Source organism: Micromonospora narathiwatensis (assembly GCF_900089605.1).
Lineage (GTDB): Bacteria > Actinomycetota > Actinomycetes > Mycobacteriales > Micromonosporaceae > Micromonospora > Micromonospora narathiwatensis.
Window position 1 is genome coordinate 2,502,783 of sequence record NZ_LT594324.1, and the last position, 12,994, is coordinate 2,515,776.

The 12,994-nt window shown below is 72.9% G+C and carries 14 protein-coding genes and 1 pseudogene; 11 read left to right on the top strand and 4 right to left on the bottom strand.

Annotated features, from left to right (window positions below; all coding sequences use genetic code 11):
- Positions 1 to 192 precede the first annotated feature (192 nt).
- The gene (locus GA0070621_RS10925) at positions 193 to 435 is read left to right on the top strand and encodes a DUF6767 domain-containing protein (protein ID WP_157739940.1); all 243 of its coding nucleotides are present in this window, start codon (positions 193 to 195) and stop codon (positions 433 to 435) included.
- Between the two features lie 39 nt (positions 436 to 474).
- Here GA0070621_RS10925 and GA0070621_RS10930 read toward each other — a convergent pair.
- A pseudogene (locus GA0070621_RS10930) lies at positions 475 to 630 on the bottom strand (response regulator transcription factor); the annotation flags it as partial.
- Positions 631 to 692: 62 nt separating this feature from the next.
- Between GA0070621_RS10930 and GA0070621_RS10935 the strand changes: the two are divergent.
- The 3 genes from GA0070621_RS10935 to GA0070621_RS10945 all read left to right on the top strand — a co-directional run bounded on the left by GA0070621_RS10935 (position 693) and on the right by GA0070621_RS10945 (position 4,532).
- Positions 693 to 1,424 (top strand): class I SAM-dependent methyltransferase, encoded by a 732-nt coding sequence (locus tag GA0070621_RS10935; RefSeq protein ID WP_091194204.1) that lies wholly within the window; start codon positions 693 to 695, stop codon positions 1,422 to 1,424.
- Positions 1,425 to 1,939: 515 nt separating this feature from the next.
- A complete protein-coding gene (locus tag GA0070621_RS10940; protein WP_167666795.1) occupies positions 1,940 to 3,205 on the top strand; it encodes an MFS transporter in 1,266 nt (421 codons plus the stop codon).
- Between the two features lie 79 nt (positions 3,206 to 3,284).
- Positions 3,285 to 4,532, top strand: coding sequence for a lycopene cyclase family protein (locus GA0070621_RS10945; RefSeq protein ID WP_091194207.1), 1,248 nt, complete (start codon positions 3,285 to 3,287; stop codon positions 4,530 to 4,532).
- A gap of 53 nt (positions 4,533 to 4,585) precedes the next feature.
- Here the strand turns inward: GA0070621_RS10945 and GA0070621_RS10950 are convergent, their stop codons facing one another.
- Positions 4,586 to 5,698 (bottom strand): serine hydrolase domain-containing protein, encoded by a 1,113-nt coding sequence (locus tag GA0070621_RS10950; protein ID WP_091194209.1) that lies wholly within the window; start codon positions 5,696 to 5,698, stop codon positions 4,586 to 4,588.
- Between the two features lie 143 nt (positions 5,699 to 5,841).
- Here GA0070621_RS10950 and rnhA point away from each other — a divergent pair, with 143 nt between their 5' ends.
- From rnhA to GA0070621_RS10965, 3 genes are all read left to right on the top strand, one after another.
- Positions 5,842 to 6,318 carry a ribonuclease HI gene (gene rnhA, locus GA0070621_RS10955; protein WP_157739941.1) on the top strand — a complete coding sequence of 159 codons (477 nt, stop codon included), beginning with the start codon at positions 5,842 to 5,844 and terminating at the stop codon, positions 6,316 to 6,318.
- A gap of 84 nt (positions 6,319 to 6,402) precedes the next feature.
- Positions 6,403 to 7,626, top strand: coding sequence for a cytochrome P450 (locus tag GA0070621_RS10960; protein WP_091194212.1), 1,224 nt, complete (start codon positions 6,403 to 6,405; stop codon positions 7,624 to 7,626).
- 4 nt (positions 7,627 to 7,630) lie between these two features.
- Positions 7,631 to 7,897, top strand: coding sequence for a ferredoxin (locus GA0070621_RS10965; RefSeq protein ID WP_407940334.1), 267 nt, complete (start codon positions 7,631 to 7,633; stop codon positions 7,895 to 7,897).
- A gap of 52 nt (positions 7,898 to 7,949) precedes the next feature.
- Here the strand turns inward: GA0070621_RS10965 and GA0070621_RS10970 are convergent, their stop codons facing one another.
- Together GA0070621_RS10970 and GA0070621_RS10975 are read right to left on the bottom strand one after the other, a co-directional pair.
- A complete protein-coding gene (locus tag GA0070621_RS10970; RefSeq protein ID WP_091194215.1) occupies positions 7,950 to 8,186 on the bottom strand; it encodes a preprotein translocase YidC in 237 nt (78 codons plus the stop codon).
- Between the two features lie 221 nt (positions 8,187 to 8,407).
- Positions 8,408 to 9,244, bottom strand: a complete 837-nt coding sequence (locus GA0070621_RS10975; RefSeq protein WP_167666797.1) for a pentapeptide repeat-containing protein — start codon at positions 9,242 to 9,244, stop codon at positions 8,408 to 8,410.
- 217 nt (positions 9,245 to 9,461) lie between these two features.
- Here GA0070621_RS10975 and GA0070621_RS10980 point away from each other — a divergent pair, with 217 nt between their 5' ends.
- The 4 genes from GA0070621_RS10980 (at position 9,462) to GA0070621_RS10995 (ending at position 12,986) form a co-directional block, all read left to right on the top strand.
- Positions 9,462 to 9,650, top strand: coding sequence for a hypothetical protein (locus tag GA0070621_RS10980; protein ID WP_157739942.1), 189 nt, complete (start codon positions 9,462 to 9,464; stop codon positions 9,648 to 9,650).
- Entirely contained in the window at positions 9,651 to 9,869 is a 219-nt protein-coding gene (locus GA0070621_RS10985) for a hypothetical protein (protein ID WP_091194226.1), read from the top strand.
- A gap of 274 nt (positions 9,870 to 10,143) precedes the next feature.
- Entirely contained in the window at positions 10,144 to 11,178 is a 1,035-nt protein-coding gene (locus tag GA0070621_RS10990) for an ABC transporter permease (protein ID WP_091194229.1), read from the top strand.
- 59 nt (positions 11,179 to 11,237) lie between these two features.
- Positions 11,238 to 12,986, top strand: a complete 1,749-nt coding sequence (locus GA0070621_RS10995) for an ABC transporter substrate-binding protein (RefSeq protein ID WP_091194232.1) — start codon at positions 11,238 to 11,240, stop codon at positions 12,984 to 12,986.
- Positions 12,987 to 12,994 lie beyond the last annotated feature (8 nt).

A 12,994-nucleotide genomic window follows, 5' to 3' on the forward strand; every position in this document is an offset into this window, starting at 1 on the left:
GACGAGACGACGATCCCTGGCGGTGTCGCGCCATCCGCGCGGCAACAACTCATCTGCCGACCCGAAAGAGGCAACGACCCCCGTTCGTCGTCGCGTACGGCCCGCCGCGGACCCCCGACGCTCGCCGGCCGGGCGCATCCTCGTGACCAACGGCCCTGGCCGTTCCGGGGGTGGGGGAGGACCGTGGTGGACGTGAGCACCACGAGCAGAGCGGCCAGGCCGGCGGCGAGTTGCCCGATCCGCCCGGGTGAGCCGTGCACCCTGTGCCAGCTCGACGTCACCGGGCCGCAGGACTGCCCGCTGGTCTATCTGGTGATGGGGGACGACGAACTGCGGGACGGGCTGCACCAGGCCCGACTGGCCCGGCCCGGCACGCGGCGGCCCCGACCGGCTCGGCACGCCGGGGCGGCGCACCCGTCGCCGTCCGGGTGCTGAACCCGCCGCTCGGTGGCCACCTGCCGGTGCCGGTGCTGTTCACCGAGCCGGTGGGTCAGCGCGGTCCAGACCTGTCTCGTGCGCGAGGACGACCGCCTGGACCCGGTCGCGCAGGCCGAGCTTGGTGAGGACGGCGGAGACGTGGGTCTTCACCGTGGCGGTGCTCAGGTGCAGCCGGGCGGCGATCTCCGCGTTGGGCGGCGAATCACACGATCGCCTCTTGTCCGGCGGCCCTGCCAGGGAGTTGGCTCATCGGCATGGCCCGTATCGCATACGACCACGCCGACGCGGCGGCGTTCGAGGCAACCCGCCATCTCGCCGATGGCGGGCTCGCCTCATGGCGGGCCGCCGCGATCCGGCACCTCGCCCCGCACCCGGGCCTCCGGCTGCTCGACCTGGGCGCCGGCACTGGTAGCTGGGCGCGGGCCTTCACCACCTGGTTCCCCGGCGCCGACATCATCGCCGTCGAGCCGTCGGCGGCAATGCGCGCCCGTTCCGTGTTCGCGCCCATCCTCGCCGGCGACGCCGCACACATCCCGCTCGAGGACGACAGCATCGACGCCGCTTGGATGTCCACTGTCATCCACCACGTTCCCGACCTGGCCGTCGCGGCCCACGAACTGCGCCGAGTCCTGCGCCCCGGCGCTCCCGTGCTCATCCGATCGGCGTTCGCCGGCCGCCATCAGGCGATCACCCTGTTCCGCTACTTCCCGGAAGCCATCCGAGTCCTCGACACCTACCCCAGCATCGCCGACGTCGAATCCGCCTTCGCCGACGCCGGGTTCGCCACGGTGGCCATCGAACAGGTCCCCCAGATCACCGCCCCATCGCTTCGGGAGGCGGCCACCACACTACGACGGGAAGCGCACACTCCGCTTAAACTGATCACCGACGACGAGTACGCCGCCGGCGTCAGGCGACTCCGCGAAGCCGCGCAGGTCGACACCGGACCGGTGATCGACGCACTGGACCTTCTGGTTCTGCGGTGAACATCGGCAGTGTGCCGAAAGCTCGAACCTGGCGGGCGCCGAGCCGGCGGGGGGTGGCAGTGGCTCGCCGGTCTCCAGCGGTGTCTTGAGGCTGGCGAGCAGCGCGGGCCGGCCGCCGCTGCCGTCGAGCCGACCGCGCGGTGCATTTCGCTGCGGGGGAGAAGTCGTCGTGGGTCACGGTCAGCAGGACGGTGTCCCCCGTACGGCGCGAGGTCGAAGGTGGCCTTGTCCGACCGCCTTAAACCCAGCCTCCTAGGATGCCGAAGGGGAGTGTGGCCTCCCCGACACGACGACGCGAACCGGCAGAACACCGCGTGGGCGGCAGCCACACCCGGAGCGCCGACCAGCAGGGGGCGCGGATCGGCCTGCGGACCGCGGCGTACCTGGTCCGGCATCAGTTCCGCCCGCTGCGGTGAGCGTCGCCCCGGCGCGCTCGACAGCGATGGTGTGGTGGACGGATCCGGCACCGTAAACCGGGTCGGCGGAAGCTGCCACCGCTGGTAGGTTCGCTGGCCGTGACGGGGACTGCGGGGGAACGGCTGGACGGGCGCTTCGCGCGACTCTGGGCGGCCAGCACCATGTCGGCGTTGGGCAGCGGGATGGCCGTCGTGGCCGCGCCGCTGTACGTCGCGTCGCGGACCGACGATCCGCTGATCGTGTCGGCGGGTGCCGCGGTGGCGTGGCTGCCGTGGCTGCTGTTCTCGCTGCCCGGCGGGGTGCTCGTGGACCGGGTGGACCGGCGTCGGCTGATGGTGGTCATCGACTGGGTACGGGTGGCCGTCCTGGTGGTGCTGGCCGCCGCGATGCTGACCGGTCGGGCCGGGGTGGCGCTGCTCTACGCGGTGCTGTTCGTGATCAACACCGGCGAGGTGGTGTTCCGCAGCGCCGCCCAGGCGGTCGTGCCGGCGGTGGTGCCCCGGTCGCGGCTGGAACGGGCCAACGGCTGGCTCGGCGGCGGCACCCAGGTCATGCAGAACATGGTCGCCGGCCCGCTCGGCGGGTTCCTCTTCGTGGTGGCCGCCGCCATCCCGTTCGGCGTCAACGCCGGCACGTACGCGCTCAGCGCCGTGCTGGTCGGCCTGCTCGCCGGGTCGTACCGCGGCTCGCCGGAGCCGGGCCGGCGCCGCTCGGTCCGCGCGGAGGTCGCCGAGGGGTTCCGCTGGCTGCTGTCCCAGCGGCTGCTGCGCACCATGACCCTGCTGATCGGCATGCTCAACGTCACCCTCACCGCGGCTCTCGCGGTGCTGGTGCTGTTGGCCACCGAACGGCTCGGCCTCGGCTCGGTCGGCTACGGCGCGCTGTTCACCTGCATCGCCGTCGGCGGGCTGCTCGGCTCGGCGGTCGGTGACCGGCTCGTCGCCGCGATCACCGCCACCTGGACGATCCGGATCGGCCTGCTGATCGAGGCCGGCCTGCACCTGGCCCTGGCCGCCTCGCGCAGCGCCGCGGTCGTCGGGGCGGCGCTGTTCGTCTTCGGTGTGCACAGCGCGTTGTGGAACATGGTGGCGAACTCGCTGCGCCAGCGGCTCACCCCGCCCGCGCTGATGGGCCGGGTGGGCAGCACCACCCTGTTCATCGCCGCCGGCGGCAACTGCGTCGGCGCGTTGCTCGGCGGGGTGGTCGCCGCCCGGTTCGGGATCACCGCGCCGTACTGGGTGGGTTTCGTGGTCGCGCTGGTGGTGATCGCGCTGACCTGGCGGGTCTTCGACCGGGCGACGGTCGCCGCCGCGTACGCCGAACCGCCGGCCGCGACGCCGGAAACGCCGGCGAGCGTCGGCTGAGCAGGCGGCGCCGTTCCGGTAGCGCGCCTGGCCCGGGCGGACCTGGGCGGACGGTCCCGGCGCGGCCACGCCGCCGGCCGTGTGGCAGCGTGGGCGGGTGGACGCATCCCCGGTCGAGGTCGACCTCGCGCTGCTGGGCGGTGGTGGCGCCGCCTCCCTGGTGCTGGCCGCCCTGGACCGGCACGACGTCGCCGGCCTGCGGGTGGCCGTGGTCGACCCGGTGCGCAGGCGCGGCCAGGACCGCACCTGGGCGTTCTGGGGCGCCCCCGGTGGCGAACTCGACCCGCTGCTGAGCGCCAGCTGGTCGCGGGTCGACGTGGTCACGCCCGCCGGCCGCCGCGTCCTGCCGCTCACCCCGCTGCGGTACGCGATGCTCCGCTCCGCCCCGGTCTACGACCGGGCTGCCGAGGCCGAGCGCCGGCTCGGCGCGGTCCGGATCGGCACGCCGGCCGGGGTGTTGCACGACGACGGCCACCGGGTGACGGTCCGCGACCCGGACGGCCGGGTGCTGCTGCGGGCCGGCTGGGTGCTCGACTCGCGCCCCCGACCGCCGGAACGACCCGGGCGTACCCGGTGGTTGCAGCACTTCCGGGGATGGTGGCTGGCGGCCGACCGGCCGGTGTTCGACCCGGGCCGGGCGGTGCTGATGGATTTCCGTACCCCGCAGCCCGCCCGTGGTGTCTCGTTCGGCTATGTGCTGCCGGTCAGCGACCGGTACGCCCTGGTCGAGTACACCGAGTTCTCGCCGGCGGTGCTCGCCGACGCGGCGTACGACGCGGCGCTGCGCGGTTACGTCGGGCTGCTCGGCCTGGACCTGGCCGCGGTGCGAATACGCGAGGTGGAGCAGGGGGTCATCCCGATGACCGACGGCCCGTTCGTCGCCCGCCCGTCGCCCCGGGTGGTCCGACTCGGCATCGCCGGCGGCGCCACCCGCCCCTCCACCGGCTTCACCTTCGCGGCCATGCTCCGGCAGGCCGACCAGATCGCCCGTGCTCTCGCCGCCGGCCGGCCGCCGGTGCCGGCGCCCGCGTATCCCCGGCGGCACCGGTGGCTGGACGCGGTGGCGCTGCGCGCCCTGGACCGGGGGCACGTGGGCGGGGTGGAGTTCTTCACGCGGCTGTTCGACCGCAACCCGCCCGAGCGGGTGCTGCGCTTCCTCGACGGCGTCACCACCCCGCTGGAGGAACTGGCGGTGATGCGGTCCAGCCCGTTGCTGCCGATGACCGCGGCGGTGCTCGGTGACACCGTCGCCCGGCTGCGCCGCGATCCGGCACCCGGCGATGTGCCGGAGACCGGCGCGCGGGCGGCGGATCGGGCCGGCTCGTAGCCGGCGGCCGGCCGGGGCGTTCGTCGCGTGCCCGGCCGGCCGCCGGGGGTGGCCTACCGGCCGAGTTCCCGGGCGACCGTGTCCCGGACCAGCACCCGCAGCCGCTCCATCGGGTCGCCGTCGCCCGCGCCGAGCCGGTTGCGCAACGCCGCCACCGTCAGCCCCAACTCCGGGTACGCGAACGCGAGGCTGCCGCCGCTGCCGGCGGTGCCGAACGACCCGTCGTCCTGGACCGCGTACCCCAGGCCGAAGGTGGCCTCCTGCCCGAAGACCCACTCCTCGGCGCGCACCGCCACCGCCGACACCTCACGCAGGCGCTCCGGCGAGATCAGCCGTACGCCGTCGACCGGTCCGAGCAGCGCCGCGTACATCCGGGCGACCGCTCGGGCGCTCATCGTGCCGACCGCCGGCACGTCGGCGCGCAGCACGTCGGGACGGCTGCCGATGGTCGCGTCGGGTCGTACGCCGGGCGGGGCCACCGCGTCGAAGTTCGGCAGGTGGGCGCTCGCGTACGCGATCATGGCCGCCAGGCCGGCGTCCTCCAGCCGGGCCAGCCGGGGCAGGTCCGCCTCGGGCACCGCGAGGAAGAGTTCCCCGGGTACGCCGAGCGGGCCGGCGACCTCGTCGGCGAGCACCTCGGAGATCCGCCGGCCGGTGACCCGCCGGACCACCTCCCCGACGATCCAGCCGAACGTCCACGCGTGGTAGGCGAGCCGCGTGCCGGGGGCCCAGCGAGGCTCGGCGTCGGCGACCAGCGCGCACATCCGGTCCCAGTCGGTGAAGTCCTCGCCGGTGACGTCGGCCGGCAGCGCCGGCAGCCCGGCGGTGTGGGTGAGCGCGTGCCGCAGCGTGATCCGGTCCTTGCCGTGCCGGGCGAACTCCGGCCACACCTCGGCGATACGCAGGTCGTAGTCGAGTTGTCCCCGTTCGGCGAGGACGTGCACCACGGTGGCGGTGAGGCCCTTGCCGGTGGAGACCGCGTGGATCGGCGTGTCGGCGGTGAGCGGTCGTCCGGTGTGGCCGTCGGCCAGACCGGCCTGTTCCAGCACGATCGGCTGCCCGTCCAGGTAGGCGGCCACCTGCACGCCGGTCTCCCGGCCGGAGGAGACCAGGTCGTCGATCGTTTTCCGTACCTCGGCCCGTAGGCCGTCCCACTGTCCGTCCACGACTGCTCACCCTGCCAGGGCACCCCGTGCCGTGTCGTCGCTATTTCGTCGGTGGCCGGGGCCGTGGCACGCCGGGGGAGCGGCCGCGCCGGCGCGGCGGGTCGGCTTGCCCGGCCGGTCGGCGTACCGGGTAGGTTGCCGGCATGGCGGAGACGGCGACCGGCCGGGTCGTGGAGATCTGGACCGACGGGGCGTGCAGCGGTAATCCCGGGCCGGGCGGCTGGGGCGTGGTGCTGCGCTGGGGCGACCATGAGCGTGAGCTGTGCGGTGGCGAGGCGACGCCCACGACGAACAACCGGATGGAGTTGACCGCCGCGATCCGCGCGTTGGAGAGCCTGACCCGGCCGGTCACGGTACGCCTGCACACCGACAGCACGTACGTGCGCAACGGGATCACCGGCTGGCTGGCGTCGTGGAAGCGCAACGGCTGGTTGACCGCGGCGAAGCAGCCGGTGAAGAACGCCGACCTGTGGCAGGAACTGGAGGCGGCCTGCGCCCGGCACGACGTGACCTGGCTCTGGGTGAAGGGCCACAACGGACATCCGGAGAACGAGCGGGCCGACGCGTTGGCCAACCGGGGCATGGCCGAGGCCCGGGCGGAGGCGGTCGCGGCCCGCTGACGCCGACGGGTTGTGTCGAACCCGGTCGATGAGTAGCGTAACGAATCGATACCGTCACGGACAGTCGCCCTCGGAGGTGCTCGCGTGACTGTTGCGCCGCTCACCGACCTGCCGCTGTGGCCGCCGATCAACCTCGACCGCGACCCGCTCGTCCCGCTGGATGCGGTGGAGCGGCACCGCTTCTCCGGGCCGGTCACCCGGGTCCGGCTGCCGACCGACACGGCCGCCTGGCTGGTCACCCGGCACGCCGACGTCCGGCAACTGCTGCGCCATCCCGACTTCAGCGCCGACCTCACCCGTCCGGGTTTCCCCCTGCTGCGCCGGCTGACCCCCGCCGCGTTCGGCAGCCGGCAGGGCGGCTTCATCCGGATGGACGGGGCGGAGCACTCGCGGCTGCGCCGAATGCTCACCGCCGAGTTCATGATCAAGAACGTCCGGCGGATCGAGCCACTGATCCGGCAGACCGTCGACCGGGCCCTGGACGGGCTGCGCGACGCCGGTCCTCCCGCCGACCTGGTGACCCACTTCGCCCTGCCGGTGCCGTCCATGGTGATCTGCCACCTGCTCGGCGTCCCGTACGCCGACCACGACTTCTTCCAGGAGCGCAGCCGGACGCTGATCGACCGCGACGCGCCACCGGAACGCGTCCAGCGGCACGCGCAGGAGCTGCGCGACTACCTGCACCGGTTGGTCGAGACGAAGGTGGCCGCCGGCGACCGCACCGACGACCTGCTCAGCCGCCTGGCCCGGGACCGGGTCGACACCGGTGAGCTGGCCGTCGACGAGCTGGTCGGCATGGCGGTGCTGCTGCTCATCGCCGGCCACGAGACCACCGCCAACATGATCGGGCTGAGCACCCTGCTGCTGCTCCGGCACCCGGCCCGGTACGCCGCCCTGGGCGAGGACCCGGGGCACGCCGACGGTCTGGTCGACGAGCTGCTGCGCTATCTGAGCATCGTGCGCAGCGGCCTGCCCCGGCTCGCCCTGGCGGACGTCGAGATCGGTGGGCAGCTCATCCGGGCGGGAGAGGGCGCGATCGGGGTGCTCTCCCTGGCCAACCGCGACCCGGGTGCCTTCGACCGGGCGGACGAGTTCGACCCGTACCGGCAGGCACAGCAGCATGTGGCGTTCGGGTTCGGTGTGCACCAGTGCATCGGCCAGCCGCTCGCGCGGGCGGAACTGCGGATCGCCCTGGTGGAGCTGGCCCGACGGTTCCCCCGGCTGCGCCGGGCCGACCCCGACGGGCGGCTGCCGGCCCGGGACGCCTCGGTCGTCTTCGGCCTCGAGGCGCTGCCGGTGACCTGGTGACCTGGTGACCGGGGAGGTGGCCGTGCGCGTACGGGTGGACCGGGACCGCTGCTGCGGGTCGGGCAACTGCGTGGTGACCGCGCCGGAGGTCTTCGACCAGGGCGACGAGGACGGCCTGGTGCTGCTCCGCTTCGCCGAGCCGGCGCCGGACGTCGTCGACCGGGTCCGGCGGGCCGTCGACCTGTGCCCGGCCGGGGCGATCAGCCTCGACGAACCGCCGCGCCGGCCGGATCAGGCCACGTTCGGGGGCTCGCCGGTGCAGCGGACCTGATCGGCGCAGTGGCCGGCCCGGCTCGTCTCCGGGGCGGAGCGCCGACGCCCGGTCAGCGGGGCGCGTCCGGGTGCGTCGGCATGGACGAGCCACCGGCGCTGCTGCCCGACGACCCGCCGGCCACTCCGGATCCGTCGTCCTCGGTGACCACGTCCGGCTTCGGTGCGCCCGGTTCCGGCGCCGGCACGTCGGTGTCCGCGTCGACCTGGACCAGCCGGGCCTGGCCGGCCTCGTCCTCGGCGTGCGCCGGATCGACCGGCTGCTCGCCCTGGCGTACCCGATACTCCACCCGTCCGCCTCCCGTCGGTGTCGCGCCGCCCGAGGTGACGCCGACTCGGGCTACCCCGCCGTGCCGTCCCGAAACGTGTGCCGCCGGCTGGGCGGATCGCGGTACGGCGGGGTGTCCGCGCGGTGTGCCGCCAGGATCCCCCTGGCCAGGGACCGCGCGGTGAGACGCCGGAGTCGATCACTGCCGGTCGGGGCAGGGGATGCCCGTCAGCCAGCCGGCGGTCAGCGGCGACGCGTGGCGGCCCGTCCGCGCGGCGTCCGGGTCGAAGTGACCGTCAGCGACCAGTGCGTGGGGCGGCGCAGGCCCGGCGGCAGGACCGTCCGGTGGTCGCCCCGGGCGGCGTCGACCTGTGACTGGTGCACGAACAGGCACCGGCCGAGGTCGGTGCCGCGCAGGTCGGCGCCGCGCAGGTCGGCTCCGGTCAGATCCGCCGCGCCCAGGTCGACCCCGCGCAGGTCCGCGCCGATCAGGCAGGCCCCGCGCAGGTTCGCCCCGGACAGCCCGGCCCGGCGCAGGTCCGCCCCGATCAGGATCGCGCCGCGACGGTCCACCCCGGCCGGTGCGCCCCGGGCCTGCTCGCCGGCCCGGGACAGCAGCCGGTTGACCCGGTCGCGGTGCGCGTCGACGTCCAGGGCGAGCAGGTCGTCCGGGCTGCCGTCGGTGAGTCGCCCGGTCTCCGCCAGGGCGGCGGCCAGGTTTTCGCGCAGCGGCCCGGGTGAGGTCAGCGCGAGGGCCTCGGTGAGATACCAGAGCAGCTCGTGCAGTGGCCGCATCACCGCGAAGGTGTCGAACATGAGCCGGGCGGTGGCCGGATCGCCGCGCCAGTCCCGCCCGCCGAAGGTGCCCTGCGCGACGTGTTGGCCGGCGCCGAAACAGTCGAAGACCGTGCAGCCGGGGAAGCCCTGCTGGCGCAGGTCGCGGTGGATGTCGCAGCGCGAGTCGGCCCGCAGGTTCGGGCAGGGCTGACCGGCCGGCTTGTCGATGGCGAAGTCGGCGGAGGCGGCGAACGCCGGCGCGACGCAGCAGATCCCGAAGCACCGGGCGCAGTCGGCTCGCAATTCATGCCCTGCGCCCGCCGTCCGCCGTTCCGCCGCCTCGGACACTTTGCCCGGCCTCCCACGTCTCGCCACCGCCGGCCGCGACCGCCGCGCCCGGGGTGCCATTCTCCCGCCCCCGGTGCGGCTGGGCGGCGGCCGGGTCGGTCGGTGTGACCCGACGGCGGGCCATACGAGCGGGGCGCCGCGCGGACGCCTGCTCAAGCCGTATCTCGGCGCGGTGCTGCCGACCCTGGTGATCACCGGACTGCTCACCTCCGCCCGGCTGGTGCGGGACATGGCGGAGGACACGCTGGGCCTCATGCGCATCCAGCGCATCCGCGCCTGGTACCACCGCCAGTTCGCCGGTGAGCACGAGTTCTTCGCCGACGCGGTGACCAGCGGCGGCATGCAGGCGACCTGGTCGTAGGTGGGCATCCGCCCCGGGCGCGGGCACGCCCTGCTGACCACGGCCGCGTTCGTCGGCGCGGTCAACGCGCTGCTGCTCGGGCTCGGCGCCACCCTGCTGAGCGGCCTGTTCAGCGCCGCACTCGGCGTCGCGATCGCGATCGGCGTGGTGGTGGCGCTGGCGGCCTTCGCCGTCCAGGTCGGATACATCAACCGGGCCTCCGTCTCGCTCGGCCACTGAGCCGGGCCGCGGCGCCGCGCCGGAAATGCGGGAATGCCCGAACGGGTGACAACCGGAACCCCGGTACGCCGCAACGTATTCAGGAAGTGCCGGGAAGATGGCTGAACGGATGACAACCAAATCGCGCCGTTATTGCACCGAGTCATTGCGTAAGCCGGATCGTTGTCAATGCGTGACAACCGATCCAGCCGTTACCGGAACGATTCAATTCGCCGTTCCCTGACGGTTTACCTTCGGGTGAAGGACGTATTCGTCGCCGTCGGGAGGGTTCCTTATGAGCGACCGGTCCCACCCACCCTCGTTGGCCACGCCCGGTGATTCGGCCGCCCCGGCGCTCGCCGTCGACGCCGAGTCCCCGCCGGCCGCGGCCGGCCGCCGGGAGATCGTCGGCCGATCCCCCAACCAGCTTGCGTGGCTGCGCCTGAAGCGCGATCGGACGGCACGGTTGAGCGCACTGACCCTGGTCGTCGCCGCGATCGTCGCCGTCTGCGCACCGCTGCTCGGCTGGCTCACCGGAATCGACCCGACGGACAAGTTCGTCGACCGGCTCAACGATTTCGGAATGCCGGTCGGATACGCCGGCGGCATCACCACCGCGCACTGGCTCGGTCTCGAACCGGGCAGCGGCCGCGACATCCTCCTCCAGTTGGTGTACGGCCTGCGGACGTCGCTGTTCATCGCCTTCGCCTCGGCTCTGTTGGCCTCGCTCATCGGGGTGACGGTCGGCGTGCTGGCCGGTTGGGCGCGAGGCTGGCTGGACAGCGCGGTGAACTGGCTGATCGACATCACCCTGGCGTTTCCGTTCCTCATTTTCGCCCTCGCGGTGATCCCGATCCTCGAGGACCGGTTCTACACCGAGCGGGAGGCACCGTCACCCGCCTTCCGGGTGGCGCTGATCATCGCCACCTTCGGATTGTTCAGCTGGACGTACACGGCGCGGCTGGTGCGCGGGCAGGTGATCTCGCTGCGCGAGCGGGAGTTCGTCGAGGCCGCCCGGGCCGCCGGCGCGGGCACCTCGCACATCCTGTTCCGGCAGCAGCTGCCGAACATCTGGGCGCCGATCCTGGTCACGGTCTCGCTGAACGTGCCGCAGTTCATCGCCATCGAGGCGGCGCTGGCCTTCGTCAACATCGGTGTCACCGAACCCACGCCCGACCTCGGCCGGATGATCTACAACAGCATCGGCTACGTCGCGAGCGACCCCTGGTACACCCTGTTCCCCGGATTGACGATCTTCCTGCTGGTCCTGGCGTTCAACCTCTTCGGAGACGCGCTGCGCGACTCGCTGGATCCCCGATCGACCCGGTAACCCCTCGGCCATCAACACGCCCGGCCGGCGGGGCCGCCCGGGCGGGAAGGGAGCACACCGTGCGAGCAAGGACCCGGACACTGACCACGGGTGTCCTCGCCGCGGCGCTGTTCGCCGCCGGCTGCAGCCCGACCACCGACAGCGGTGGCGGTGGCGGCGACGACAAGACCAAGACCCAGACCGGCTCGATCTCCTACGAGACGGCCGACAACCAGGGCCCGGCGAAGGCGGTCGACGGGGCCAGCCGTGGCGGGACGCTCACCATCATGCAGAACTCCGACTTCGAGCACCTCGACCCGGCCCGCAACTACGTGAACGTGCAGCAGGTGACCGGCGGGCTGCTCTATCGGGCGCTCAACGGTTACAAGGAGGACGGCAGCGGCAACCTCCTGCTCGTCGGCGACCTCGCCACCGATCCCGGCAAGGACGTCAACGACGACTGCAAGGTGTGGCAGTTCACCCTCCGGGAGGGCGTGAAGTACGAGGACGGATCCCCGGTGACCAGCAAGGACGTCGCGTACGGCATCGCCCGCTCGTTCGCGGCCAACCTCAACGAAGGGCCGCACTACATCCAGCAGTGGCTCTACCCGGGCGGGGCGTACAACGCGAAGTACCAGGGGCCGTACGACGGTGGCAAGACCGTCCCGGACGGCATCGAGACGCCCGACGACCGGACCATCCGGTTCACCTTCCCCGAGCCGCACTGCGACATGCCGTACGCGGCGGCGCTGCCCACCAGCGCCCCCGTCCCCGCGGCGAAGGACACCCGGGCCAACTACGACCTGCGGCCCTTCTCGTCCGGGCCGTACAAGGTGAAGTCGTACCAGCGGGACGTCGCCCTGGAGTTGGAACGCAACCCGAACTGGGACCCGAAGACCGATCCGCTGCGCAACGCCTACCCGGACACCGTCCGGTTCACCTTCGGGCTGGAACAGGCGCAGATCGCCGAACGTCTCGTCGCCGACGCCCCGGCCGACCAGGCCGCGCTGAGCTGGACCGACGTGCCGCCGGCGGTGCTGCCCCGCACCACCACCGCCGGAGTCGTCGAGCGGGTGGTCAAGGGCCCGACGCAGTACACCTGGGTGCTGAACATCAACACCCAGCGGGTCACCGACCTGAACGTCCGCCGGGCGCTGAACTACGCCGCCGACAAGGACGCCGCGCTCAAGGCGATCGGCGGGCAGGCGGCCGGCTCCCCGGCCACCACGCTCATGTCGCCCACCACCGCCGGCTGGAAGAAGTACGACGTGTTCAACGCCCCGGTCACCGGTGACAAGGCCAAGGTGACCGAGTTGCTCGGCGGCAAGCGACCGAAGCTGGTGTTGGCCCACGCCAACACCGAGCTGCGGACCCAGCAGGCCGAGGCGATCCGGAAGAACCTCACCGACATGGGCTTCGACATCGTGATGAAGCCCATCGAGAGCAGCAGCTACTACGACCAGGTCGGCCGCCGGAACAACCCGTACGACCTCTACCTCGGCGGCTGGGGCTCGGACTGGCCGACCGGCTCCACCGTCATTCCGCCGCTGTACGACGGGCGGGAGATCGTCGCCGAGGGAAACAACAACCTCTCGTACCTCAACGAGCCGACGATCAGCGCCGAGATCGACCGGGTCCGCGGCCTGCCCGCCGTGGAGCAGGACGCCGGCTGGACGGCCCTGGACGAGAAGATCATGCGGGAGTACGCCCCGGTCGTGCCCCTCTACTACGACGCCGCCTACGAGCTGCACGGATCGAAGGTCGGTAACACCTTCCTCAGCGACGCCTACGGCATCATCTCGCTGAACGGCATCTACCTGAAGCAGTGACCGTCCGT